Annotated in this window: 23 protein-coding genes; 9 read left to right on the forward strand and 14 right to left on the reverse strand. The window is 67.9% G+C overall.

What is annotated here, in order from left to right:
- Nucleotides 1-5 precede the first annotated feature (5 nt).
- Nucleotides 6-1,124 (reverse strand): Re/Si-specific NAD(P)(+) transhydrogenase subunit alpha, encoded by a 1,119-nt coding sequence (locus AC5Y5V_RS17340; RefSeq protein ID WP_499937653.1) that lies wholly within the window; start codon nt 1,122-1,124, stop codon nt 6-8.
- A gap of 96 nt (nt 1,125-1,220) precedes the next feature.
- Nucleotides 1,221-1,682, reverse strand: coding sequence for a nuclear transport factor 2 family protein (locus AC5Y5V_RS17345; protein ID WP_499937655.1), 462 nt, complete (start codon nt 1,680-1,682; stop codon nt 1,221-1,223).
- A 170-nt stretch (nt 1,683-1,852) separates the two neighbouring features.
- Here AC5Y5V_RS17345 and AC5Y5V_RS17350 point away from each other — a divergent pair, with 170 nt between their 5' ends.
- The 7 genes from AC5Y5V_RS17350 to AC5Y5V_RS17380 all read left to right on the forward strand — a co-directional run bounded on the left by AC5Y5V_RS17350 (nt 1,853) and on the right by AC5Y5V_RS17380 (nt 12,759).
- Entirely contained in the window at nt 1,853-3,064 is a 1,212-nt protein-coding gene (locus AC5Y5V_RS17350) for an acyl-CoA dehydrogenase family protein (protein WP_499937722.1), read from the forward strand.
- Between the two features lies 1 nt (nt 3,065).
- Nucleotides 3,066-3,887 carry a tyrosine-protein phosphatase gene (locus AC5Y5V_RS17355; RefSeq protein WP_499937657.1) on the forward strand — a complete coding sequence of 274 codons (822 nt, stop codon included), beginning with the start codon at nt 3,066-3,068 and terminating at the stop codon, nt 3,885-3,887.
- Nucleotides 3,888-3,955: 68 nt separating this feature from the next.
- Nucleotides 3,956-5,569, forward strand: a complete 1,614-nt coding sequence (locus tag AC5Y5V_RS17360; RefSeq protein ID WP_499937659.1) for a PE family protein — start codon at nt 3,956-3,958, stop codon at nt 5,567-5,569.
- A gap of 23 nt (nt 5,570-5,592) precedes the next feature.
- Nucleotides 5,593-7,266, forward strand: a complete 1,674-nt coding sequence (locus AC5Y5V_RS17365; RefSeq protein WP_499937661.1) for a PE family protein — start codon at nt 5,593-5,595, stop codon at nt 7,264-7,266.
- A 7-nt stretch (nt 7,267-7,273) separates the two neighbouring features.
- Nucleotides 7,274-8,893: a PE family protein gene (locus tag AC5Y5V_RS17370; protein WP_499937663.1), complete on the forward strand. Its 1,620-nt coding sequence runs from the start codon at nt 7,274-7,276 to the stop codon at nt 8,891-8,893.
- Nucleotides 8,894-9,067: 174 nt separating this feature from the next.
- Nucleotides 9,068-10,915, forward strand: a complete 1,848-nt coding sequence (locus AC5Y5V_RS17375) for a PE family protein (protein ID WP_499937665.1) — start codon at nt 9,068-9,070, stop codon at nt 10,913-10,915.
- Nucleotides 10,916-10,956: 41 nt separating this feature from the next.
- Nucleotides 10,957-12,759 carry a PE-PPE domain-containing protein gene (locus tag AC5Y5V_RS17380; RefSeq protein ID WP_499937667.1) on the forward strand — a complete coding sequence of 601 codons (1,803 nt, stop codon included), beginning with the start codon at nt 10,957-10,959 and terminating at the stop codon, nt 12,757-12,759.
- Nucleotides 12,760-12,761: 2 nt separating this feature from the next.
- On the opposite strand, the gene AC5Y5V_RS17385 is transcribed toward AC5Y5V_RS17380, so the two are convergent.
- The 8 genes from AC5Y5V_RS17385 to AC5Y5V_RS17420 form a co-directional block, all read right to left on the reverse strand.
- Nucleotides 12,762-13,730 (reverse strand): NADPH:quinone oxidoreductase family protein, encoded by a 969-nt coding sequence (locus tag AC5Y5V_RS17385; protein ID WP_499937669.1) that lies wholly within the window; start codon nt 13,728-13,730, stop codon nt 12,762-12,764.
- Between the two features lie 5 nt (nt 13,731-13,735).
- Entirely contained in the window at nt 13,736-14,596 is an 861-nt protein-coding gene (locus AC5Y5V_RS17390; protein WP_499937671.1) for an SDR family oxidoreductase, read from the reverse strand.
- 42 nt (nt 14,597-14,638) lie between these two features.
- Nucleotides 14,639-16,081, reverse strand: coding sequence for an aldehyde dehydrogenase family protein (locus tag AC5Y5V_RS17395; protein WP_499937673.1), 1,443 nt, complete (start codon nt 16,079-16,081; stop codon nt 14,639-14,641).
- 88 nt (nt 16,082-16,169) lie between these two features.
- Nucleotides 16,170-17,099, reverse strand: a complete 930-nt coding sequence (locus AC5Y5V_RS17400; protein ID WP_499937675.1) for an SAM-dependent methyltransferase — start codon at nt 17,097-17,099, stop codon at nt 16,170-16,172.
- Nucleotides 17,099-18,031: a class I SAM-dependent methyltransferase gene (locus AC5Y5V_RS17405; RefSeq protein WP_499937724.1), complete on the reverse strand. Its 933-nt coding sequence runs from the start codon at nt 18,029-18,031 to the stop codon at nt 17,099-17,101. The genes AC5Y5V_RS17400 and AC5Y5V_RS17405 overlap by 1 nt, the downstream gene beginning before the upstream one ends.
- Before the next feature lie 38 nt (nt 18,032-18,069).
- Nucleotides 18,070-19,017 (reverse strand): class I SAM-dependent methyltransferase, encoded by a 948-nt coding sequence (locus tag AC5Y5V_RS17410; protein WP_499937677.1) that lies wholly within the window; start codon nt 19,015-19,017, stop codon nt 18,070-18,072.
- Between the two features lie 64 nt (nt 19,018-19,081).
- Nucleotides 19,082-19,717 carry a TetR/AcrR family transcriptional regulator gene (locus AC5Y5V_RS17415; RefSeq protein ID WP_499937679.1) on the reverse strand — a complete coding sequence of 212 codons (636 nt, stop codon included), beginning with the start codon at nt 19,715-19,717 and terminating at the stop codon, nt 19,082-19,084.
- A 2-nt stretch (nt 19,718-19,719) separates the two neighbouring features.
- A complete protein-coding gene (locus AC5Y5V_RS17420) occupies nt 19,720-20,700 on the reverse strand; it encodes a pirin family protein (RefSeq protein ID WP_499937681.1) in 981 nt (326 codons plus the stop codon).
- 209 nt (nt 20,701-20,909) lie between these two features.
- Here AC5Y5V_RS17420 and AC5Y5V_RS17425 point away from each other — a divergent pair, with 209 nt between their 5' ends.
- Nucleotides 20,910-22,880: a chloride channel protein gene (locus tag AC5Y5V_RS17425; RefSeq protein WP_499937683.1), complete on the forward strand. Its 1,971-nt coding sequence runs from the start codon at nt 20,910-20,912 to the stop codon at nt 22,878-22,880.
- On the opposite strand, the gene AC5Y5V_RS17430 is transcribed toward AC5Y5V_RS17425, so the two are convergent.
- Nucleotides 22,881-23,432, reverse strand: coding sequence for a Dps family protein (locus AC5Y5V_RS17430; RefSeq protein WP_499937686.1), 552 nt, complete (start codon nt 23,430-23,432; stop codon nt 22,881-22,883).
- Between the two features lie 53 nt (nt 23,433-23,485).
- Nucleotides 23,486-24,397, reverse strand: coding sequence for a DNA-3-methyladenine glycosylase family protein (locus AC5Y5V_RS17435; protein WP_499937689.1), 912 nt, complete (start codon nt 24,395-24,397; stop codon nt 23,486-23,488).
- Nucleotides 24,398-24,492: 95 nt separating this feature from the next.
- On the opposite strand from AC5Y5V_RS17435, the gene AC5Y5V_RS17440 reads away from it, so the two are divergent.
- Complete coding sequence (locus tag AC5Y5V_RS17440) at nt 24,493-24,852, forward strand: nuclear transport factor 2 family protein (RefSeq protein WP_499937726.1); 360 nt, start codon at nt 24,493-24,495, stop codon at nt 24,850-24,852.
- On the opposite strand, the gene AC5Y5V_RS17445 is transcribed toward AC5Y5V_RS17440, so the two are convergent.
- Entirely contained in the window at nt 24,833-25,213 is a 381-nt protein-coding gene (locus AC5Y5V_RS17445; protein ID WP_499937691.1) for a DUF427 domain-containing protein, read from the reverse strand. The two genes, AC5Y5V_RS17440 and AC5Y5V_RS17445, sit on opposite strands and share 20 nt — an antisense overlap.
- 36 nt (nt 25,214-25,249) lie before the next feature.
- Nucleotides 25,250-26,065, reverse strand: a complete 816-nt coding sequence (locus tag AC5Y5V_RS17450) for a class I SAM-dependent methyltransferase (RefSeq protein ID WP_499937693.1) — start codon at nt 26,063-26,065, stop codon at nt 25,250-25,252.
- Nucleotides 26,066-26,147: the final 82 nt, after the last annotated feature.

Below are 26,147 nucleotides of genomic sequence, written 5' to 3' on the forward strand. Positions count from 1 at the left end.
GTGCATCAGGAGTCTTTCTTTTCCGGTCCGCGGGTGACACAGGATTTTGCGATCACTTCGTCGTCAAAGTCAGGGGCGAGCTTGCCGTCCTTGATCAGCAGGTCCAGCAGCGCCGTGATGTTCTTGCTGTAGAGCTCGCTGGCGTGCTCGGGCATGGTCGCGGGCAGGTTCAGCGGCGAGGCGATCGTGACGTCGTGCTTGACGACCGTCTGCCCGGGCTCGGTCAGCTCGCAGTTGCCGCCGGTCTCCCCGGCCAGGTCCACCACCACGCTGCCCGGCTTCATCGCCTCGACCGCGGCGGCGGTCACCAGCCGCGGCGCCGGGCGTCCGGGCACCAGCGCGGTCGTGATCACCACGTCGAACCCGGCGATCGCGTCTTCCAGCGCCTTCTGCTGCTGGGCGCGTTCCTCTTCGGTGAGCTCGCGCGCGTACCCGCCCTCACCGGCGGCCGCCACGTCTTTGTCGCCGAGCGACAACCACTGCGCACCCACCGAACGCACCTGGTCGGCGACCTCGGGCCGCACGTCGTAGCCGGTGGTGCGCGCGCCGAGCCGCTTGGCCGTGGCCAGGGCCTGCAGCCCGGCCACGCCGACCCCGAGCACCAGCACTGTGGCCGGCTTCACGGTGCCGGCCGCCGTCGTCAGCATCGGGAAGAACCGCGTCGACTCCGACGCCGCGAGCAGCACGGCCTTGTAGCCGGACACGTTGCCCTGCGAGGACAGCGCGTCCATCGCCTGCGCGCGCGAGATGCGCGGGATGGCCTCCAGCGCGAACGCCTGCACGCCGGCTTCGGTCAGCGCGCCGATCGAGTTGTCGGCGTTGCGCGGGGCCAGGAAGCCGATCAGGGTCTGCCCGCTGCGCAGCTTGGCGACCTCGTCGGCGCTGGGCGGCGCCACCTTGACCACGATGTCGGCGGCCCACGCATCCCCCACGGTGGCGCCGGCGTCGGTGTAGAGCTCGTCGGGAAGCAGCGCCCGCTCCCCCGCGCCGGCCTCAACCACGACCGCCACGCCGCTGTTCACCAGCGACGCAACCGCCTTGGGCACCAGCGCCACGCGCCGCTCGTCGGCTCCGGATTCGGCGACCACGCCGACCTTTACCAGCTCGGTCTGCGGATCTGTCATCGCGCGTACATCTACTTTCCTCACGGGACCCCGATAGATTGCTCAGACACCCTACCGTTGAGCACCCGTCTCCCCGAAAACGCCGGGAATACGCGACTACCAGAGCGGAAATTCCAGGCCGTGCTCGTTTGCGGGGCGCGGCCCGAAGTAGCGACGCTCGGATTCGTCGATCGGCACGTCGTTGATGCTGGCCTCGCGGCGCGCCATCAACCCCTCCGCGGTGAACTCCCACAATTCGTTGCCGTAGCTGCGGTACCACTGGCCGGCCTGGTCATGGCACTCGTACTGGAACCGGACGGCGATGCGGTCGTCGTGGAAGCTCCACAGGGCCTTGCGCAGCGAGTAGTCGAGTTCGCGCTGCCACTTGCGGGTCAGGAAGGCGACGATCGCCTCCCGGCCGGCGATGTGTTCGTCGCGGTTCCGCCACTGTGAATCGCTCGTGTACGCCAGGCTGACGCGCTCGGGGTCGCGGGTGTTCCAGGCGTCCTCCGCGGCCTGGACCTTCTGCAGGGCGGTGTCGCGGGTGAACGGCGGAAACGGCGGCTTGCTCTCGGTCACGAGGTAATGGTGCACCCGCGAACGCCGGCCGGCGTTCTCCGAGACTTAACCCACGCACAGCCGCACCGGCGTGTCGGGTACGTAGTTTCAGTGTCGTGCGACCCCCATGTCCGATAGCCCCATGAGATGCAGAATTGCGCTGTCATATCGTGGCGGATATGGACTTTGCGATGTCGGCCAAGGCAATCGACTACCAGCAGCGGCTTTCCGACTTCATGACCGAGTTCGTCTTCCCGGCGGAGGCCGACTACGACAGCTACCGGCACAAGGCCGGCCCCGACGACCACACCGTGCCCCCGGTCATCGAGGAGCTCAAGACCAAGGCCAAGCAGCGCGGCCTGTGGAACCTGTTCCTGCCGGCCGAATCCGGCCTGACCAACCTCGAGTACGCGCCGCTGGCCGAGCAGACCGGCTGGAGCCTGGAGCTCGCACCCGAGGCGCTCAACTGCGCCGCACCCGACACCGGCAACATGGAGACGCTGCACCTGTTCGCCACCGAGGAGCAGCGCAAGCAGTGGCTCGAGCCGCTGCTCAACGGCGAAATCCGCAGCGCCTTTTCGATGACCGAGCCGGCGGTCGCCAGCAGCGACGCCCGCAACATCGAGACCTCGATCGTGCGCGACGGCGCCGACTACGTGATCAACGGCCGCAAGTGGTGGACCTCGGGCGCTTCGGACCCGCGCTGCAAGATCCTGATCGTGATGGGGCGGACCAACCCCGACGCGGCCAGCCACCAGCAGCAGTCGATGGTGCTGGTCCCGATCGATACGCCCGGTGTCACGGTGGTCCGCTCGACGACGGTGTTCGGCTACCAGGACCAGCCCGGGCACTGCGAGATCATCTACGACAACGTCCGGGTGCCCGCCACCAACCTGCTCGGCGAAGAGGGCTCCGGCTTCGCGATCGCCCAGGCCCGGCTGGGACCGGGCCGCATCCACCACTGCATGCGCGCGCTCGGCGGCGCGGAGCGCGCCCTGGCCCTGATGGTCAGCCGCGCCAAGAACCGGGTGGCATTCGGTCGCCCGCTGGCGGATCAGGGTGTGGTGCGAGAGGCAATCGCCAAGTCCCGCAACCAGATCGACCAGGCGAGGCTGCTGTGCGAGAAGGCCGCGTGGACCATCGACCAGCACGGCAACAAGGCGGCGCACCTGTTGGTCTCGCAGATCAAGGCGGTGGCGCCGCAGGTGGCCTGCGACGTGATCGACCGCGCGATCCAGGTGCATGGCGCCGCGGGGGTCAGCGAGGACACACCGCTGGCCCGGATGTACGGCTGGCATCGCGCCATGCGCCTGTTCGACGGTCCCGACGAGGTGCACATGCGCTCCATCTCGCGAGCCGAGATCGGCCGCGAGCAAACGGCATTCGCGGCGGCGGTCACCTGACATGGCCCTCGAACTTTCCGGCGCATGGAACTTCCGTGACGTCGCCGACACCACCGGGGCGATCCGCCCGGGACGGCTGTTCCGCTCCGGCGAGCTGAGCCGCCTCGACGACGACGGCCGGGCCACCCTGAGCCGGCTGGGCATCACCGACGTCGCCGACCTGCGCGCGGCGCGAGAGGTGGCACGTCGCGGTCCGGGACGGGTGCCCGACGGCGTCGACATCCACCTGCTGCCGTTCCCGGACCTCGCCGACGATCAGGCCGGCACTGACGACGAGGCGCCCCACGAGTCGGCGTTCAAGCGGCTGATGACCGAAGGCGACGCCGGCGACTCCACCGAGGAGATCGAGGCGACCGCGACCCGGTACATGATCGACGAGTACGGCGAATTCCCGACCCGCAACGGGGCGCAACGCGCGGTGCACCAAGTCTTCTCGTTGCTCGCCGATGGACGCCCGGTGCTGACGCACTGCTTCGCGGGCAAGGACCGGACCGGCTTCGTGGTGGCCACCGTGCTGGAGGCGGTCGGGCTGGATCGCGACACGATCGTCGCGGACTACCTGCGCAGCAACGACGCCGTCCCGCAGCTGCGCACTCACATCTCGGAGATGATCGAGCAGCGCGCTGACGTGGAGCTGACGCCGGAGGTGCTGACCTTCACCAGGGCGCGCCTGTCCGACGGGGTGCTGGGGGTGCGGCCGGAGTACCTGGCCTCGGCCTGGAATGCAATCGACCGGACCTTCGGGTCGCTGGACAACTACCTGCGCGACGCGGGCGTCAGTGCGGCCGTTGTAAACCGGCTGCGCGACGCGCTGCTGTCTTAACGCCTGCTGCTGAAAAGCCTTCGCGCCAAACGCCCGACAGAGTCGCGAGATCGCCCTACGCTGGGCCGATGACACACGTGATCGCGCAGCCACAGCTCATGGCCGCGGTCGCCGCGAACATCGACGAAATCGGTTCGGCGATCAGCGCGGCCCGCGCCGCCGCGGCCCGGCCCACCTCCGTCCTGTTGGCGCCGGCCGCCGACGAAGTGTCCGCCGCCGTCACGAAGCTGTTCGGTGCGTACGGCAGCGCATATCAGGCCGTCGTCGACCAGGCCACGCGGTTTCACGAGGGGTTCGCGCGGGCGCTGGCCGCCGCGGGCAGCACGTATGCGGACACCGAGGCGGCCAATGCCGCGCTGACGAGCGCGGTGACGCCGATCAACAGCGACCTGACGCTGGTCCTGGGCGGCACCGGGAACCCGACGCCCAACAACGCCTACGTGACCGCCGCCAACGATCTGTTCATCAGGGCGACCGCGCTGCCGCGGGCGTTGTTCACGCCCGAAGAGGGCTACCCGATCACCGGCGTGCGGAGCCTGACTTTCGACCGGTCGATCGGCGTGGGCCTGACGGTCATGGACGACGCGATCAGGAACATGCCCAGCGGCAGCACGCTGACGATTTTCGGCTACTCCCAGAGCGCCATCATCTCCTCGCTGGAAATGCAGCGACTCGCCTCACTGGGACCCAGTGCGCCGGGCCCGCACCAACTCACCTTCGTTCTGGTGGGCAACGAGATGAATCCCAATGGCGGCCTGCTCGCCCGATTCCCGAACCTGAGCATCCCGAGCATGGGACTCACGTTCTACGGCGCGACTCCCCCGGACACCCCCTATGCGACGAACATCTACACGCTGGAATACGACGGCTTCGCCGACTTCCCGCGGTATCCCTTGAATTTCATCTCAGACCTCAACGCCGCGGCGGGAATCCTTTTCGTCCACACCACATATATGGATCTCACGCCGACTCAGGTCAATCAGGCGATTCCGTTGGGCACGACGGCGAATTACTACGCCGACGGCGGTGCCACCCACTACTACATGATCCCCACCGAGCACCTGCCGTTGCTGACGCCCTTGCGCGGCGTCCCCGTCATCGGCACCCCCCTGGCCGACCTGCTGGAGCCGGACTTGCGGGTGATCGTCAACCTGGGTTACGGCGATCCGGCGCACGGCTACTCGACGGCCCCGGCGAATGTCGCCACGCCGTTCGGTTGGGCGCCGCACGTCCCCGCGAGCACCGTCCTTTCGGCGCTGACCGCCGGAACCCAGCAGGGCATCCACGACTTCGTCACCGACATTCCGGCCGCGTTGTCGACGCCGCCGACGCTTCCGGATTTCAAGCCGCCGCCATTTATCACCGCCGTGATGGGGCCACCGCCGCCGCACGTCACCCCGACGCCGAGCAATATCGCGAACACCGTCGCCGCCATTCTGTCGAACGACTACGGCGTGCGGCTCCCGACGCGGGACATCCTCATCTCGCTTTTCACGACGATGCCCGCCTACGACGCAAGCCTTTTCGCGAGCGAACTCGCGCAGGGCAACCTATTGGACGCGATCAGATATCCGATTGCCGCGGACGTGGGGCTGGCATCCGTGGCGGGATTGATCGAATTCATCTCCGTCGCCGAAGCGGTGATATTCGACATTCAAGCCGTCCAGAGCTTGCTGCCCTGACCTGAAAACGGAAGGAAGTCGCCATGTCGTACCTGAGCGTGGATCCGGGGATCGTCGCCGCGGCCGTGGCCGATGTCGACGGCATCGGCTTGGCCCTCGATGCCGCGCACCGGGCGGTCGCCGGTCCCACATCCGGTCTGGCGGCCGCGGCCGCGGACGAGGTGTCGACGGTGATCGCGCAGCTGTTCGGTGAATACGGCCGGGCCTACCAGTCCGTTACCTCGCTCGCCGCGCAGTTTCACGGCGAATTCAACCGGGCGCTCGCCGCCGCCGCGGCCGCCTACTCGGATGCCGAGACGGCGGCCGCCAAGACTCTGAACGCGGCACCGGCAGCGGCGACCAACGTCAACGCGATAGTCCTCAGCGGCACCGGAAACCCGATCCCAAAGCCGGCCTTCGTCGATGCCATGCTGAAGTACGTCCCGGCCGGGGAATACAACGTGCTGAACAAGCTTCCGTTGGTCACTCCGGAGCAGCTCTACCCCCTCACCGGCATCAAGAGCCTCCCGCTCGTCGCGTCGGTGTCGCAGGGCGTCCAGATCCTGGACAACGCGCTCTTCGGGCCGCAGGGCCAGATCACGCTGGGAAACAACACGCTCGTCGTGGCCATCTCGCAGAGCGCCATGATCTCCTCCCTGGAGATGCGGCACATCCTGACGCTGCCACCGGCCATGCAGCCGTCGGGAACCCAACTCGGCTTCGTGCTCATGGGTGACCCGATGAACCCCAACGGTGGTCTGTTCGCGCGCTTCCCCGGGCTGACGATGCCGAGTCTGGGCCTGAATTTCTACGGCGCGACGCCCGCGGACACGCCCTGGCCGACCAGCATCTACTCGATCGAATACGACGGCTTCGCCGACTTCCCGCGCTACCCGATCAACCTTCTGGCAGACCTCAACGCGTTTGCCGGCATCGTCTTTGTGCATCCGACCTACCCGAGCGTCGATCCGACGACGCTGCCGCCCGGTCAGCTCGTGCACCTGGAGACGAGCCCGACCTACACCGGCAACACCAACTACTACATGATTCAGCACCCCGACCTACCGTTGCTGGCGCCGCTGAAGGCGATACCGGTCATCGGTCAGCCGATCATCGACCTGATCCAGCCGGACATGAAGGTGCTCGTCAACCTCGGCTACGGCGATCCCTATCACGGCTGGTCGACGACCTACGCGAACGAGCCCACCCAGTTCGGCCTGTTCCCGCATGTTCCCCCGGGCGTCATCGCCGAGGCCCTGGCCGTCGGCGCCCAGCAGGGCACCCAGGCGTTCGCCAGCGACATCGCAAACATCCTGTCTCACGGCATCGCGCTGCCCAACCTCCCGGACGTGTTGCCGTCGCTTGGCACGCTGCTCGCCCCGGGCTCGATCCCGAGCATCATCGCGGCGCTGCAACAGGCGAACACGAACATCACCAACGCCGTCTCCAGCGCCGCCGCGACGGCTTACGCGACGCTGCTGCCGACCGCGGACATCGCGACCGCCCTGCTCACCTCCATTCCGTCCTACGACGTCAACCTGTTCCTGGACGGCATCCTGCAGGTGCTCGGGGGGAATCCCGCCGGCCTGATCAATGCGATCGGCTACCCGATCGCCGCCGATTTGGCATTGCTGACCCTCGTGGGGGGCTTCGAAGCCCTGGTCCTCACCGCCGCGGCCGCCTCGATCGTCAAGGACTTCACGAGCCTCATCCCCTAGTGCCGCGATGACGCGCTTGACTGCCCGACCCGACTCGATTGCGTCTGCTGCCGCCGACGTAGCCGAAATTCGATCGGCGATCAGCGCGGCCCAGTCGGCCGCGGCCAGCCGGACGACCCACTTGCTCGCGGCGGCCGGTGACGAGGTCTCGGCGGTCACCGCGAAGCTCTTCAATGGCTACGCCGCGGAGTATCACGCCGCCATCAGGCAGGCCTCGGCGTTGCATGCGGAGTTCACCCGGGCGCTGGCGGCGGCCGGGCAGGCCTACGCCGCGGCCGAGACGGATGGGACCTCGCTGATCACGAACTCGAAGATCGCTTTGATCCTGGGTAGCAGTGGGCTGCCGATACCTTCAGACCTGCCGGGCTATGTGACGAACGTCTTCAATCACTACATCGCGCCCAATCCCAACTTCGCGAATTTCATCGCGTCGGAGCTGTTCACCCCGGAAGGCTTCTACCTGCACACCGGTGTCAAGACGTTGACCCTCGACGACTCGGTGGCCCAGGGCGTCACGATCCTGAACAACACGCTGGTCGGCAGCGGCGAGGGACAGCATGGGTTGCTCGTGCCCGGATCCGGCAACAAGGTCGTGGTCCTCGGCTTGTCGCAGGGCTCAGTGATTGCTTCGCTGGAAATGAACAAGCTCATGGCGATGCCCGACGCGACGCGGCCTTCACCCGATGACCTGCGCTTCGTCCTGCTGGGTAACCTGATGTCCCCCAATGGCGGCCTGCTGGCCCGCTTTCCGGGTTTCCCGGACGGGACCCCGTTGCAGTTCAAGAGTCTCGGCGTCACGTTCTACGGCGCGACGCCCGACACGCCGTACCACACCGACAACTACACGCTCGAGTACGACGGCTACGCCGACTTTCCGCGCTACCCGATCAACCTGCTATCGGACCTCAACGCCTTCCTGGGCTTAGAGACGATCCACGGGCACTACCCGGCCACCGATCCGAGCACCATCGACCCGAGCCGCCTGGTGTTGCTGTCCGGATCGACCGACTACGTCGGCGGCACCGAGCAGGCCCAGAACACCAACTACTACATGATCACCGGAAACGGGCTGCCGCTGACGGCGCCGCTGCGCGCAATCCCGGTCATCGGAAATCCGATCGCGGACCTGATCGAGCCGGATCTACGGACGATCGTCAACTTGGGTTACGGCGACCCGGCCTACGGTTACTCGACCTCGCCCGCGAATGTGCAGACCACGTTCGGGCTGTTCCCGCACGTGAGCCCCGCCCTCATCGCCCAGGACCTGCTCACCGGCGCCCAGCAGGGCGGCGCGGCCTTCGTCAGCGACATCCGCGCCCAGGCATCCAGCTTCTCGCTGTCGACCGTCCCCGTCGACACGATCCTCACCGGCGTCACCAATGTGGGCGCGTCGGCCGCCCAACTCATCGGGCCCACCATCGATTACGCGAACGCCGCCGTGACCACGCTGCCGACCTATGACATCAACCTGTTCCTCAGCGGAATCCAGCAGGCGTTCGACGGTGACGTCCTCGGCGGGCTGCAATACGCATTCGTAGCTCCGATTGCCGCGGACGCGGCACTGCTCACGCTCGGCGGCGGCTTCGAAGCGGTCTTCCTGACGGAAGGCGTCATAGCGATCCTGTAATAGTCTGAGCCGCAATGCGTTTCGTGCCTTACTCACGGATTCACAGAAGATACCAACAAAACTCGCCGAAAACGCAGACAAGCTAACAAGCCCGTCCTAAGCTGGCGAAGTGCCGGCGTCGTGCACAGCCACGCCTTGTTCGCCGGCGCCTCCGCGGGGTGAAGGGACACGGCCATGACGAGCTTGGTGATAGAGCCGCAACTGTTGGCCACGGCCGCCGAGAATGTGGCAAATATTCGGGCGGCGATCGGCGCGGCCAATTCCGCCGCCGCGGGATCCACGACCGGCCTGCCCGCGGCGGGCCGCGACGGCGTGTCGCGGGCCATCGCCGCGATGTTCGAGGAGTACGCCAGGGAGTTGCAGGCGGGAGTTCATCAGGCGACGGAGTTCCCCAAGCAGTTCACCGCGGCGCTGGCCTCCGCCGGGCACGCCTACGTCGACGCCGAGGCCGCCAACGCCGCCGCGATCTCCGGCGCGCTGGGACGCCTGTTCGGCGGCGGCGCGCTCAGTGCAGCCTCCCCGGTCACCAACATCACCGCGGCCGACCTGCCCGGGGCCGGGCTGCCGCTGATCACGAACAAGGACATCGCACTGATCATCGGCGGCAGCGGGCTGCCGATCCCCTCCGACAGCCCCGGCTACGTGACGAACGTCTTCAACAACTACGTCAAGCCTCTCTTCCCGACCTACATCCCGTCGGAGCTGTTCACCCCGGAGGGCCTGTACCCGTTCACCGGCGCCAAGACCCTGACGCTCAACGACTCGGTGTCCCAGGGCGTCACGATTCTCAACAACACCCTGGTGGGCGGCGGCGAAGGCCAGCACGGGCTGCTCCTGCCCGGCTCCGGCAACAAGGTCGTCGTCGTCGGGCTGTCGCAGAGCGCCATCATCGCGTCGCTGGAAATGGACAAGCTCGCGGCCCTGGGACCCAATGCCCCGGCGCCGGGCGATCTGAGCTTCATCCTGATGGGCAATCAGATGACCCCCAACGGCGGCCTGCTGTCCCGCTTCCCGGGTTTTCCGGCGGGCCACCCGCTGGAACTCAAGAGCCTGGGCATCACCTTCTACGGCGCGACACCCGAGGGCACGCCGTACCACACCGACAACTACACGCTCCAATACGACGGATACGCCGACTTCCCGAAGTACCCGATCAACATCATCTCGGACCTCAACGCCTTCCTGGGCATCGAGACGGTGCACGGCACCTATCCGACGGTCGATCCGAGCACGATCCCGCCCCAGAACCTCGTCTTGTTGCCGGGATCGACCGACTACGTCGGCGGCACCACACACGCGGTGAACACCAACTACTACATGATCACCGGCAACGAGATCCCGCTGCTGGCGCCGCTGCGCGCGATCCCGGTGATCGGGAACCCGATCGCGGATCTGCTCAAACCGGATCTGACGGCCATCGTCAACCTGGGCTACGGCGACCCCAACTACGGCTACTCGACGTCACCGGCGAATGAGCAGACCTATTTCGGGCTCTTCCCGCACTACGACCAGGCCCTTCTCGCCCAGCAGCTGATCACCGGAGCCCAGCAGGGCGGCAACGCGTTCGTCGCCGACATCACCGCCCAGGCGTCCAGCTTCTCGCTGGCCGACGCGTCGACGAACTTCGCACACTCGGTGAGCTCGGCGGTCCAAACGGGCGGAGCGGCGACGCAGACGTTCCTGACCACCCTGGCCGCCAGCCCCGTCGACACCATCATCACGGGCCTGCAGACGGCGACCACCAACGTGAGCAACACGATCACGGGCGTGGGGACGGCGGCCACGGAACTCATTCAGCCCACGATCGACATCGCCAATGCCGTGGCGACCACGCTGCCGGCCTACGACATCAACCTGTTCCTGAGCGGGATCCAGCAGGCGTTCGACGGCGACGTGCTCGGCGGATTGCAGTACGCGCTCGTCGCGCCGATTGCGGCCGATGCGGCGCTGCTGACCCTCGCGGGCGGTTTCCAGCTCGTCGTCGTGCTGAACAGCGTCGACGCGATCACGAGTGCGCTCTAGCGATGGTCTAGCAGTCCCTCACCACTGGAAAGGCCGGCCAGATGACCACTTTGATTGCGCACCCGGATCTCATGGCGGCGGCCGCGGCGGACCTGGGGGAAATCCGTGCGGCGATAGCGTCGGCCAAGGCGGCCGCGGCGGGCCCGACGACCGGTCTGGCGGCGGCCGCCGCCGATGAAGTCTCCGCGGCCTGCGCCAAGCTGTTCAGCGCCTATGCGGTTGAGGGCCAGGCCGTCCTGGAGCACATGTCGGCGCTGCAAGCCGAGTTCGCCCGGGTGCTGGCCGCCAGCGGTTTCGCCTACGTCGAAACGGAGATCGCCAATGCCGCGGCCGCGGCCCGGAATGCGCTGGGCGGCGGCGCGGTCAGCGCCGGGTCCGTCGGCGCCGGAACCGCGGCCCCGCTCGTCACGGCGCTGTCGGACCCCGCCCGCACCATCAGCCTGATCATGGGCGCCAGCGGCTACCCGATCCCGTCCGACAAATACGTGCAGGAACTCCTGCCGCTGTACTTCTCGGGCACGACGGGCATCAAGATCGGTCTGCCGACGCCCGAGGGGCTGTATCCGCTCACCGGCGTCAAGGACCTGACGCTGGACGTGTCGTCGGCCCGGGGTGCCCAGATCCTGCACGACGCCATCCTGCAACAGTTCCCCGCCAACACGAGCCTGGCGAACCCGTTCACCGTCAACGTCCTGGGCTACTCGCAGAGCTCCACCATCTCGTCGATGGTGATGCAGATGTTCAACCCGACCAATATGCCGGGCGCCATTACGGGGCTGCCCGAAGGCGCGAACCTGCATTTCACGCTGCTCGGCGACCCCAGCAACCCGAACGGCGGCCTGCTGGCCCGGTTCCCCGGCCTGAATATCCCGAGCCTGGGCCTGACCTTCGGCCTCGCGACGCCGGACAACTCGTTCCCGACGGACATCTACTCGATCCAGTACGACGGCTTCGCCGACTTCCCGCGCTACCCGATCAACGTCGTGTCAGACCTGAACGCGTTCCTGGGCATCATCGAGCTGCACGGCAAGTACCCCTACATGACCCCGACGCAGATTTCCGACGCCATCGTGTTGGACAACGGCGGTTCGCTGACCAACTACCACATCATCGACACCGGCAAGTTCCCACTGACCGATTACGTCCGCTACATCCCGATCGTCGGCAATCCGATCGCGGACCTGGTGACGCCCGACCTGAAGGTCATCGTCAACCTCGGCTACGGCAGCGTCGACCACGGCTACTCGACGAGCCCGGCGAACGTGCAGACCCCGTTCGGGGTGTTCCCGCACGTGCCGCAGCAGGAGATCCTGGCCGCGCTGCAGGCCGGCACCCAGCAGGGGATCCACGACTTCTCGCACGACCTGAGCACCCTGTTCACGACTCCGCCGGACGTCACGCTGGCACCCCTGACGCAGCTCGCGACCAACGTGTCCAACAACCTGTCGGCGGGCCTGACGACCGTCTCCGGGGCGCTGTCCTCGCCGCAGAGCTTCATCGCGGCCCTGCAGGCGGCGAACACCCGATTCACCGATGCGCTGTCGTCGTCGGTCGCGGACGCCTACGCGACACTGCTCCCGACCGCCGACATCGCGAACGGCCTGGTGACCGCCCTACCGTCCTACGACGTCAACCTGTTCCTGGACGGGGTCGAGATGATGCTGGGCGGCGACATCACCGGCGGCCTGACGTACGCGCTCGGCGCCCCGCTGGCCGCCGACACCGCGGCGGTGGTGCTGCTGGGCGGGTTCGAGTTCCGCGTCCTCGAGCACGCCGCCACGGCGATCTACTACGACATCACTGGCAAGACGCCGCCGGCTCCCGGGCTGGGCGCGGCGATCTAGCCTCAGGGCTCCAGGACCAGCTTGCCGAGCACCCCGCCGTCGGCCAGGCACTGCAGCGCCGCCTGACCTTCCGACAACGGGAAGCGCTGCGGCGGTGGTGGTTTCAGGCCCAGCGACACCAGCTGGTTCAGGCCCCAGGAGAACAGCTCCGCGGAGCCGGGCACCTTGTTCAGGTACTCGCCCCACGCGACGCCCAGCACGCCGACGTTGCGCAGCAGCAGGCGGTTGACCTTGACGGTGGGAATGCTGCCCGCGGCGAAGCCGATCACCAGGAGCTTGCCGTCGATGGCCAGCACCCGGATCGCGTCGTCGAACGTCGGGCCGCCGATGGGGTCGACCACGATGTCGACGCCGCGGCCGCCGGTGAGGTCGCGCACCTGCTGCGCCCAGCCGTCGGCGAGCACCAGCACGTCGTCGGCGCCCAGCGACGCGACGTAGTCGGTCGCGGTGTCCCGGTGCGTCACGGCGATCACCCGGCTGGCGCCCATCGCCTTGGCGACCTGGACGGCGGCGGTACCGACCCCGCCGCCGGCACCGAGTACAAGCACCGTGTCACCCGGCCGCATCGATGCGCGCCGGGCCAGGGCGAAGTACATGGTGTTGTAGTTGACCAACAACGACACCGCTTGGGCGTCGTCGAGTTCGGCCGGGCTGCGGATCACGTTGGACATCGGGGCCGCCACCTGCTCCGCGTAGCAGCCAAGGATCCCGAACGCCGAAACCCGTTCGCCGACACGAAAGTCCGATTCGGGCGGCGCGGAACGCACCACACCCGCGGTTTCCATGCCGGGCACGAACGGCGGCGGCAACTTCAGCTGGTACTCGCCCTTGGTCAGCAGCAGGTCGGGAAAGCAGACACCGGCCGCGCGCACATCGATAACGACGACGTCATCGTTGCCGGCAACATCGTCGATATCGGTGTACACCATGCCCGATGGGCCGGAAAGCTCCTGTACGACACAAGCTTTCATGCGTCCTACAAGCTGAAGTTGGCTTTTTGCGCCTCCGAGAGGTCGGTGATCTCAGCCCAGTGGTCAGCGATGTCGGCCACCGTGGGTGGCTTGTCGAAGTTCGCGCCGGAGTTCTGGAACAGCGCCACGCGCTGCACCTTGCCGCCGCCGACGATGAACACCGAGCCGTTGTCGGGGCACTCCTCGCTGGACAGGTAGCCGACCACCGGGGCGACGTACTCCGGCGTGAGCTTCTCGAACACCTCGGGCGGCAGGATGTCCTGGGTCATCCGCGTCGCCGCGATGGGGGCCACCGCGTTGGAGTGGATGTTGTACTTCGCGCCCTCCTGGGCCAGCGTGTTGATCAACCCGACCAGGCCGAGCTTGGCGGCGCCGTAGTTGGCCTGGCCGAAGTTGCCGAACAGCCCACTGGTGGACGTCGCGACGATGACGCGGCCGTAGCTCTGCTCGCGGAAGTGCGGCCACGCCGCCCGGATCACGTTGTACCCGCCGTAGAGGTGCACCTTGAGCACCGCGTCCCAGTTCTCGAACGACATCTTGTGGAAGGTGCCGTCGCGCAGGATGCCGGCGTTGCTCACCACACCGTGCACGGCCCCGAACTCGTCGATCGCGGTCTTGATGATGTTGGCCGCGCCGTCGGCCTCGGCAACGCTGTCGTAGTTGGCCACCGCCCGGCCGCCCGCCTCGCGGATCTCGTTGACGACCTCGTCGGCCATGTTGTGTCCGGCGCCAGTACCGTCGCGCGACCCACCGAGGTCGTTGACGACGACGCTGGCACCTTCGGCGGCGAGGGTCCGGGCGTAGTCACGGCCCAGACCTCCCCCGGCTCCGGTGACGACGATGACGCGATCCTGCACTCCTGGCATCAGGTTCCTTTCTGCGACTGGCGGTTCGGGGGCAACACTAAATCAGAACAGCCGGCGGGCCAGCTTGAAGGCCCGCTCGGTGTACGGCGGATAGATGACGCTCGAGAAGTCGGGCCGGGTGGGCTTGGTCAGCACCGACTTGCGGTGGCTGAACTCGTCGAACCCGAACTTGCCGTGGTAGGCACCCATACCCGAGGCGCCGACTCCGCCGAACGGCAGCTTGGCCGTGGACACCTGGAACGCGAGATGGTTGACCAGCATGCCGCCGGCCGACACCTTCTTGATGAACTTCTCGCGGGTGTCCTTCGCCTTGGTGAACAGGTACGCCGACAGCGGCTTGGGCCGCGCGTTGATGAAGTTGATCGCGTCGTCGAGGTTCTTGACGGTGAGCACGGGCAGGATCGGGCCGAAGATCTCGTTCTGCATCAGCGGCCCCTCCGGGTCGGGGTCGACGACGACGGTCGGCTGGATCCGCAGGCTCGACGCGTCGCACTGGCCGCCGACCGCGACCTTCGCTTTGTCGTCGGCCTCCGCCGCGGAAATGTAGTCGCTGAGCCGCTTGAACTGGCGCTCGTTGACGATGCGCATTCCGCTCTGGTCTTCGTTGGCCCGGAACTTGCTGATCGCGGCGCCGATCTTGTCGACGAGTTCGTCGCGGATGCTCGCGTCGGCCAGCACGTAGTCGGGCGCGACACAGGTCTGGCCGGCGTTCATGATCTTGATCCAGGCGATCCGCTTGGCCGCGACGTCGATGTCGCCGTCGGCCGCCACCACCACCGGGCTCTTGCCGCCGAGCTCGAGGGTGACCGGGGTCAGGTGCTTGGAGGCACCCTCGTAGACCTTGCGGCCGATCTCCGTGCCACCGGTGAACATGACGCGGTCCAGGCCCTGGGCGATCAGCTCCTGGCTCACCATGCCGTCGCCCTCGACCACCGCGATCGCATCGCGGTCGAGATACTTGGGCACCAGCTCGGCCATCAGCCGCGAGGATGCCGCCGCGATTTCCGACGGCTTGAGGATGACGGCGTTGCCGGCGGCGATCGCACCGACCGCCGGTCCCAGCGTGAGGTAGAACGGGTAGTTCCAGGCGCCGATGATCAGCACCGTGCCGTAGGGCTCGTACTCGATCCACCCGCGGCCGGGCAGTTGTGGCATCTCGAGCAGCAGGTACTTGCGACGGGTCCACCGGCGCAGCTTCTTGGCCGCGTACTTCGCTTCGTTGATGGTTCCTGCGACGTCGGCGATGAACGCCTCGACGGGGTTGCGGTCCAAGTCCTCGGCGAGCGCCTTGGTGATCGCGTCCTCGTTCTCCTCCATCAGCTTCGCCAGTTGCAGCAACTGCTGCTTGCGCCAGTCCAGGCTGCGGGTGCGCCCGCTGGCGAAGGTTTTGCGGAGGCGGGCCACCGTCGCGGCGACCTCACTGGGTTGCGACTCACCGTTGTCGGCGGCTTCTTCAGTCTTCGGGGCAACCGATTCGGTCGTCATGGATGTCTTCCCTTCTCGGCGCGGCACAAATTAGGCGATAACCGCGATCCTAACCAAGTGGTTGGGAGAGGAGTAGGAAAGATCCGACTCAGGGCTTGTTCGCGACGATGAACCGGTTGGCGAACGGTCGCTCGTCGGACTGTGGCCGACGGCCCAGCCGCACGAGTTCGTCGCGGGCATGCACCGTTTCGGTGGCCCAGCCGTGGGCGGCAAACCACTCGGCCGGGTCGGGGCGACCCAGGTCGTCGTACCAGAGGTCGAACGGGCTGAACGACGTGTCCGCGCCGCGGGCCGCCCGCTTGGCCTTCAGCTCCGCCCACATCTTCTCGGCTTCCTCGCGCCGGGTTTCGTCGACGCCGAAGATCTCCACCGCCGCCCGGCTGCCCCGTCCGCTGAGGTCGTCGATCGCGACGAACATGGCTTCCTGGGCCGGCCCCGGCAGAAACGGCAGCAACCCCTCGGCCAGCCAGGCCGTGGGGCGCGCCGGGTCGAAGCCGGCGTCGCGCAGCGCCCGCGGCCAGTCGTGGCGCAGGTCGATGGCCACCGCGCGCAGGTCCGCGATCGGGGTGGCGCCGTGCCGGGCGAGCGTCTGCGCCTTGTACTCGAGCACCTTGGGCAGGTCGAGTTCGTAGACGACGGTGGCGTCCGGCCAGGCCAGCCGGTAGGCGCGCGAGTCCAGCCCGGCGGCCAGGATCACCGCCTGCCGGATGCCCGCCTCGGACGCCTCGGCGAAATACGCGTCGAAGAAGCGGGTGCGCACGGCCTGGTAGTCGATCATGTTCTGGGCGTCGACGGCCAGGTTGGGGTCGGCCTCGTCGTCGGGGTCGGGGGTCCACCACGCATCCACCTGTTCGCGGACCCCGGCCAGCTCGGGCGTGGACACCAGCGGACCGGCGAACGGGTCGCTGATCAGCGGATCGGCACTGGCCGTCTCACGCGCACGGGCCATCGCCACCATCACCGCGGTCGCCCCGACGCTGGTCGCAATGTCCCAGGAATCGTCCGCGGTGCGGGCCATTACAAGCGCTCCGCAATCACAAAGTCGGAGAACGCGTCGTCGTCGTCGGCCAGCGGGACACTCTCAACCCAGCGGTCCAGCCGGCGCATCTCGTCGGGCGAGCGCTGTCCGCGTGCCCGCCAGCCGTGGTCGTTGAGCCAGGTCGTGACGTCGGCCCGGTGATCGTCGCGGTACATCAGTTCCCCGACGTCGATGCTCTGCTCGAGGCCGATCTGGTCGGCCACCTTCTTGAACCGTTCGCGCATCTGCTGCCGTCGCTCGTCGGCGTGCGCGGGCGCGGTCTCGGCCGAGACCCGGCTCCCGGCCGGGCTCAGCTCGCCGATCTGGGTGAACAGCCGGTCCTGCGCCTCGGCGGGCAGGTACATCAGCAGCCCCTCGGCCAGCCAGGCGGTCCGCGCGCTCGGGTCGAAGCCGGCGGCCCGCAACGCGGCGGGCCAATCCTGACGCAGGTCGATGGCCACTTCCCGGCGATCGACCGCTGCGGTCACGCCGTTTTCCGCCAGCGTGGCGGACTTGTACGCCAGCACCTGCGGCTGGTCGATCTCGTAGACGGTGGTGCCGGCCGGCCAGTCCAGCCGGTACGCGCGCGAGTCCAGGCCCGATGCCAGGATCACCACCTGCCGGATCCCGTCGGCGACGGCGTCGTTGAAGTAGGTGTCGAAGAAGTTCGTCCGCACCGCCTGGTAATTGCGCATGTGCTGCAGGTGCGCCGCGGATTCGGCGTCGATGGCCTCCACCTTGGCCGCCACGTCGGGGTCGAGCATGGCCTCCCACAACACCCCGGCACCGGCGTTGGTGACCAGCAGCTTGGCGTACGGGTCGCGGATCAAGGCGTCGGGCCGCTCGGTTTCCACCGCCCGCGCGGCGGCGACCATGACCGCCGTGGTGCCGACGCTGGACTTGATGTCCCAGGTGTCGTCGTGGGTGCGCAATGAGCTCATCGAATGCTCCGGCCTTTCGGGTATCAGGGTTAATCGGTTGGACGGGCCAGACGCGCCCGCACCAGCGTGGTGCGAACGGCCTCGTCGACCAAGTCTTCGGGTACGGGCCGGCCCAGTCGGGCCATCTCCTCGTGGTTGGGCACGCCTTGCACCTGCCAGCCGTGCTCGGCCAGCCACTGGACGGCGTCGGACCGGTCCGGCTCGTGGTACGTCAGGGCCTCGACGTTGACGTCCAGGCCGAGCCTGTCGCGCATGCGATTCCAGCGTTGGGTGTTCGCGCGGGTGTTCATCGTGAACGCCTCGACGGCGAACTCGCTGCCCGGCGCGCTCAGGCCGGTGCACATCTCGAAAAGCCGGTCCTGGGCGTCGGCGGGCAGGTAGGCGAGCAGACCTTCGGCGAGCCACGCCGTGGGTTGGCTGCGATCGAATCCGGCCGCCGAGAGCGCGGCGGGCCAGTCGTCGCGCAGGTCCACGGCTACGGCCCGACGCTTCGCCGCGGGCACCGCGCCATGCGCTTCCAGGACGGCTTGCTTGTACTCCAGCACCTGCGGCTGGTCGATCTCGTAGACGGTGGTGCCCGACGGCCAGTCCAGGCGGTAGGCGCGAGAGTCCAGCCCGGCCGCGAGGATCACCGCCTGGCGCACGCCGGACGCGGCCGCGCCGCGGAAGTACTGGTCGAAGAAGTGCGTGCGGACCGCCTGGTAGTCGCACCCGGCCCGGTGGATGCGCTGCCCGCGCGGGTCGTCGTCGAGCCAGGCGATGTTCACGTCGGCCAACCGCGGCCAGGCGCCGCCGGCGGCGGACACGAGAATTGCGGCGAAGTCGTCGCGGATCAGAGGATCGGGCCCCGCGGTTTCCACCGCGCGGGACGCCGCGACCGCCAGCGCGGTGGCGCCGACGCTTTCGGTGATGGCCCACGTGTCGCCGGCGGACCGGCGCGAGGGCACGAGCGGGGGCAAGCCGTCGAGTTCAGTCATTGCCCGACATGTTACCCGAATAAGTTAGGCAAACTATGTGCTTAGTCTGATGCGCTTGCGGCCGTCAGCCCCCGGCGTGCCAGAGCTGGCCCGCCAGCAGCTGCTGCAGCGTGCCGGTGATGGCTTCCATCTCCTGGTAGCCGCGGATGTACCCGGCGTAGAAGCCGACGCCGCACAGCACCAGCAGCAGCGTCTCGACCAGGACCGACACGTCCGTGCCGGGGGGCAGTTCACCCCGGTCGACCGCGTCGTTGACAGTCCACGCCAGGAACTCCCGGCTGATGCGCACCGGGTCGCTGCCCGGGCGGGTCAGCTCCGGGTGCCGCTGCGATTCCATGACGGCGGTGACCAGGAAGGCCGACATCGACGGGTTTTCGTTTTCGGCCTGCAGGGACACCTCGAGGAAGGCCCCCAGCTTGCCCGTGGCGCTGGACTCGCCGCGGGCGCGGTCGATGCCGGCCGTGACAACGAGTTCGATGGCCTGGTCCACCACTTCGCGATAGAGCACGCGCTTGTTCGCGAAGTAGTGATTGATGGCCGGCCGGGTGAGGTCGGACCGCAGCGCGATGGCCTGGAAAGTCGCGCCGTCATAGCCGAACTCGCTGAACACTTGACGGGCCGCATCCACAATGCGCTTACGCGTTTCGTCCGCCTTGGCAGCAGGCGGACGACCCGGCCGGCGACTTGCCGTAGGCGCCATCCCTAAAGTGTGCCACCCCCACGGTGTGGTACCAGGGCATTTGGCGGGACATGCCCGAACTTACCGGCCTGATAGTCCTCCAACGCCTCGATCACCTCGTTGCGCGAATTCATCACGAAGGGCCCGTAGTGGAACACCGGCTCCCGGATCGGCTGGCCGCCTAGCACCAGCACGTCGATGCCCGTGCGGCCGGCGTCCTGGACCTGGTCGGCCGCGATGGTGATGCGGTCGCCGGGCCCGAGGACGGTCAGCTGCCCCCGGTGCACCGGGTGTCCGACCGGGCCGACGGTTCCGCGTCCGGCCAGCACGTAGACCAGCGCATTGAAGTCGCGCCGCCAGGGCATGTTGAGCCGCGCGCCGCCCTCGATGGTTGCGTGCACAAGGGTGATCGGCGTGTGCGTGACGCCTGGGCCGCGGTGGCCGTCGAGCTCGCCCGCGATGACGCGGACCAGCGCCCCGCCGTCGTCGGAGGAGAGCAGCGTGACGTCGCCGCCCTCGATCGCCTGATAGCGCGGGGTTGCGAACTTGTCGCGGCGCGGCAGGTTGACCCAGAGCTGCACGCCGTGGAACAGGCCGCCGCTTTCCACCAGCTCGGCGGGCGGGGTCTCGATGTGCAGAATGCCCGAACCGGCCGTCATCCACTGCGTGGCGCCATCGGTGATCAGGCCGCCGCCGCCGTGGGAGTCCTGGTGCGCGAACTTGCCGTCGATCATGTAGGTGACGGTCTCGAAGCCACGGTGTGGATGCCAGTCCGTGCCCCGCGGCTCGCCGGGCTCGTAGTCGACCTCACCCATCTGGTCCATGTGCACGAACGGGTCGAGGGCCGCGGCGCTGACCCCGGCGAAGGCGCGTACCACCGGGAAGCCCTCGCCCTCATAGCCGCGTGGGCCGGTGGTGATGGTCCGGACGGGACGCTCGGTGTCGGCGGGACCAGGGGCGCTCACCTTCTGCAGGGTGAGTGCGTTTGCGGTAATTGCAGGCATTGCCACCTCTCTCTACTAGAACTACCCATATAACCGGACCGGAGTCCGTTTATTCCGGTGCGATCCCGCCGAGGGCAGCGAGGCACCCCCAGCGACCGTTTTGCGCGGCAACATTTGCTGTTGGGTAGCGGCGGGCCACGCCATGCCCGATCCTGAGAAGGTCGGCGGGCCGACGACGGCGACGCCCGCCACGGAAAGGATGTCGGCGCATGGTGAGGCAAGAAGCAGCTACAGACACGCCTCATCGGCCGCGGGCCCTGACGGATGCGATCCGGCGCTCGGTGGTGTGGTTGCGCGCGAATGGCTTCGGACTGTTCGTCCTCACAATCGTCGTCGGTTTCGCCGCCGGGCTGGGAGCGGTGGGGTTCCGCTACCTGATCTACGGCTTCACCTGGTTGGCCACCGGCCATACCGAATTCGGCCAGCAAGGCTGGAAAGGCAGCGACCACCTGCCCTGGCTCGGAGTCGGGTTCTTCGTGGTCATCCCCGTCATCGGCGGTTTGCTGTACGGGCCGTTGATCGCCCGGTTCGGACGCGAGGCACGAGGTCACGGCGTACCGGAAGTGATGATCGCCGTCGCCGAGAACGGCGGTCGCATCCGTCCCCAGGTGACCGTTGTCAAAGCGTTCGCCTCCGCGCTGTGCATCGGTAGCGGCGGCTCGGTGGGCCGTGAGGGTCCCATCGTGCAGATCGGTGCCGCGCTGGCGTCGGGCCTGGGGCAGTGGATGCGGCTGCCGGAGAGTCGGTTGCGCCTCTTGGTCGCCTGCGGCGCGGCCGGCGGCATCTCGGCGACCTTCAACGCGCCTATCACCGCGGTGTTCTTCGCCGTGGAGCTGATCCTGCGCGAACTGTCGGTCGAGGCGGTCTTCACCGTGATGCTCTCGGCGATGGTCGCCGACGTGATCTCCCGCGTCTTCCTCGGCTCGGCCCCCTTTCTCACGCAGCTGCCCGCGGGCATCGAGCTCAACCACATCGCCAATTACCTGCTGGTGGCCCTGCTCGCGGCGATCGCCGGCGGGATCGGAATTCTGTTCAAGACCATCCTGTACCGGACGGAGGATGTGTGCGACCGCCTCTGGGGCCGGCGCCCGGAATGGGCGCGGCCGGCCGTGGGCGGAATCGTGCTCGGCCTGCTGCTGCTGGCGGTGCCGCAACTCTACGGCGTCGGATACCCCGTGATGTACGCCGCGTTCGCGGGCCACTACGCGCTGTGGCTGCTGCTGCTGTTGGCCGCCGGGAAGATGCTCGCGTGCGGCCTGACGATCGGAATCGGCGGCTCGGGGGGCGTGTTCGCGCCTTCGCTGTTCGTGGGGGCCACCTCCGGCATGGCCTTCGGCGTGTGCGTCACCCACCTCATCGGCCCGGCCGCGGGGGAACCGGCGCTCTACGCGATCGTCGGCATGGGCGCGGTGTTCGCCTCCGCCGCACGCGCCCCGCTGACCGCGCTCGCCAGCACGGTCGAGATGACCGGGGACTTCACCCTGACCCTGCCGGTGATGCTGGCGGTGGCGATCGCCACCACGGTGTCGCGGGCGCTGTCCTACGGCACGATCTATACAACCAAGCTGCTTCGCCGCGGCATCGACATCGACCGTCCCAGCACCACCGACGCGTTCACCGAATTGACCGCCGCCGACGCCATGCACCCATTTGCCGACCCGCTCGCCGTCAGCCGACACGCTGTGCACCTGCAGCGGGACTGGAATGCCCTGTTCGGACCGGTCACCCGCACCCGTGAGGCGCAAGGGTTGTTTGCCGGCGACAGCCTATCCCAGGGTCTGCGCGAACTCGTCGTGCACGGACGGGACGGACTCCCGGTCATCGACAACACCGCACGAGAGGTCAAGGGCTGGCTGACCAATCAGGACGTGATGCGCGCGGTCCGGAAGTATCTGTCCGCCGACCAGAAACGCGCCGAGGAGGCGCCGGAAATCCGCGAAGCGCACGGCCGGATCGCCGGATACCAGATCGTGGAACGCACGCTGACGCCGGACTCCACCGCGGTCGGCTGCCGCGTCAGCGACCTCGACTGGCCGACCGGCTACATCCCGGTATCGATCATCCACCGCCGACGGTTGGTCAACGCCGATGCGGGCGTGCAGCTCGCCGCGGGCGACCGGATCAACATCCTTGCCCCGGTCGACGCCGACGATGCCGGGGATCCCACCGGGGCTTGCTGACTATTTGGTCTTGCGCCGCGCGCTGCTTGCCGCACTCTTCTCGGTGGACTTGCCCTCGTGTGTCAGCTTCCCGCCGGCGCTTTCCAGGTGCGCCCGGACGAACCACTGGAACTTCTCCAGCTGCCCCGCCTGACCGATCAGCAGGTCCTGCGTCACCTGGTCGAGTTCGTCGGTCTCGTCGATGGCCGCGCGGATGTCTTCGATGACGCCGTTGTAGACGAGGTCCAGCGCGGCCAGGTGCGCCTGGACGGTGTCGCGTCCGACGGAGTAGTCGTCCCAGGTGCGGTCCTCGATGATCGCGTTCGGGGTTCCCTTCGGCGAGGCGCCCAGCGCCGCAATGCGTTCGGCGACGTCGTCGGCGAAGACGCGCACCGCGTCGACTTGCGGGTCGATCATCTCGTGCACACCGATGAAGTTGGGCCCCACCACATTCCAGTGAATGTGCTTGAGCGTCAGATGCAGGTCGTTGTAGGTGCTCAGTTGCTTCTGCAACAGCTCGGCGAGCCGCGCGCCCTGTTTGTCGGTCAATCCGGGAATCGTGAACTGGGTCATTCGTGACGTGTACCCGAAGGCGTGATCGGTAATCAACACGCAGGTGGGGTGCCCTAAAGCCGACTGATGTGCTGCACCGGCAACCGGGCCCCGCGGCGCGGCTCCCGGGCCAACCCGCTGACCTCCAGCAGCCGGACCACGCGGTGGCGGTGCGGGCGCATCGGTTCCAGCAGTTCGAGCATCCCGGCGTCGTCGACCGGGCGGCCGAGCAGCGTCCAGCCGATCATCTTCGGGATGTGGTAGTCGCCCACCGACACCGCATCGGCATCGCCGAACGCCCGTTGCGCGGTCTCGGCGGCGGTCCAGACGCCGATTCCCGGCAGCGACTGCAGCGCGGCACGCGCCCCCTCCGCGGCCTGCGACACCAACCGTTCCAGTGACGCCGCCCGTCGCGCGGAACTCACCACCGCCTGCGCGCGCCGCGGGTCGACGTTGGCGCGGTGAAACTCCCAGGACGGGATGCGTCGCCAGTCCTCGGCCGACGGCGGCACCCGCATCACGGCGGGCGCCGGCCCGGGCGCCGCCGTCCCGTACCTGGTCACCAGGACGCGCCAGGACCGGAAGGCATCGGCGCCCGGCACCCGCTGCTCGATGATCGCCGGGATGAGCGCTTCGAGCACCCGCCCGGTGCGCCCGAGCCGAAAATGCGGAACCCGCTGGTGCGCGGCCGCGACGACGGGGTCGCGCGGCACGAAGCCGGACCGATCGTCGTCGGCGCCCAGCAGGGCGGGCAGCGTCTCGACGAACTCGTCGGCGCCGTCGCCCCACGCCTGGCAGCGGGCGGCGTCGGGCGCCGCGCGGGTGATCCGCGCCGACACGGGTCCGCTGGTCAGCAGGCTGGTCCGCCAGATCGCGCCGTCGCCGGACAGCTGGAAGCACGGGTCCCGGGGCCCGCGACGCAGCGGCGCCAACGTGTGCCCGAAGCTGACCGCCCCGGGGAACGTCACCGTACGCTCACATCCCACCCAAAGCTCCGTTTCGATTGACCGGCATCAGTCACCCCAGACAATATTGCGATGTGACGACGCCGTTCGATGACCCGCAGGCGGAGCTCGCCTGGATGTTCATGCAGTGTCTGTGCGAAGGCGGAGACGTCGACGAGGGCTTCACGCTGCTCAGCGACGACTTCACCTACTGGAGCATCATCACCCGCGTCTGCTTCGACCGGGAAACGTTCCGGCGCGCGATCGACGCCCGCAAAAGCATCGCCGAGGTCAACATCGAGCTGGTGCGCTGCATCAACGACGGCGAGACGGCGGTGGTGGAGGCTCAAGTCGACGGCACGACCGCCGATGGCGTGCAGTACGAAACGCCGTTTGTCTGCATCTTCGAGACCCGCGACGGGTTGATCGTGTCGATGCGCGAGTACAGCGATACCCGGGCGTTCGACGAGGCCTTCCCTAGCCTGGCAGGACGCTGATTTCGGCCTTGTTGGGGTAGAACGCGACGTGGCCCGCGATCGCCGCCACCGCGGGATAGGGCTGCTCGTAGGTCCAGATCACGTCGTCGACGGTGTCGCCGGCCGTGGTGGTCACGCTGTAGTAGCTGGCGTCACCCTTGAACGGGCAATACGTGCTGGTATCGGTGCGGGTCAGCCGGTCTTGGACCACATCGGCCAACGGAATGTACTGCACCACAGGCAAAGTCGCTTCCTGTAGCTGCAGCGCGGCGGTGCTGTCCGCGATCAGCTCGCCGTTCACACGCACCTGCACCCGCCCCCCGGTCGGTTCGATCGTGATCGGATGTCCGGCGCTGGGCTCTTTGATTTCGGGATGGCTCATGGGAGGTTCAACGCCAACCACCCACCGGCATTCCCGTCAGAAGCCGTAGCGGTGGTACTGCGCCATGGTGCGCAGGCCCGGCACCGCGCCCATCAGCCTGCCCAAAACACGCATCGCGGGCGACACCAGGTGGTAGGTGTCGCTGTCGAACACCGGTTGCCAGGCCAGCACCCGCGTGCCGGGGACGGCGTCGAGGATGTCGGCCGGCGAGTCGATCGCCCAGTGCAGCGTCGACCCCGAGCGCCGGACCACGCTGTTGATCACCTGCGTGCGAACGCCGAACGTGTTGAACGAATCGAACTGCAGTTCCCCGGACGGGAAGCGGTCCACCACGCGCCGCAACAGGGCGAGTCCGTCGTCCTTGGTCAGGTACATGGTCAGCCCCTCGCCGAGGAACAGCGCGGGCCGGTCCGACGGAATCGCGGCGAGCCACGACGGGTCGGTCACCGACGCCGGGATCAGCCGGTAGTAGGGCCGGTCCCGGTAGACCTGCTCGCGCAGCTTGACGACGTCGGGGTAGTCGATGTCATACCACTGCACGTTCGGGCCGGGGTCGATCCGATCCACGCGGGCGTCCAGGCCGCACCCGACGTGCAGCACCGTCGCTTCCTCGTGGGCGGCCAGGAACTGGCGCGTCCAGTTGTCGAACTGCAACGTCCGGACCGCCACCGACGGCGCCCGCCGTGGCGTGATCGTGGTCTTCGCCCAGTCGTAATCGATCCGCGCCACAGCGGCTTTCGCGTAGACGTCGCCCAGGATCGGCTTCGCGGCGTCGGCGTCCAGCGCCTTCGCGTAGAGCGTCGCGAGCATGGTCTGGGGCGGCCCGTCGAGGTCAACATGAACGCGTTCCATGCGCCCGAGCCTATGAACGCGTCAGCTCGCTTCGCTACTAATGGGAGTCGTTCGGCGTGTGCGTTCACGGTTTGAGTGGATA

The organism is Mycobacterium sp. NGS68, from assembly GCF_059812195.1.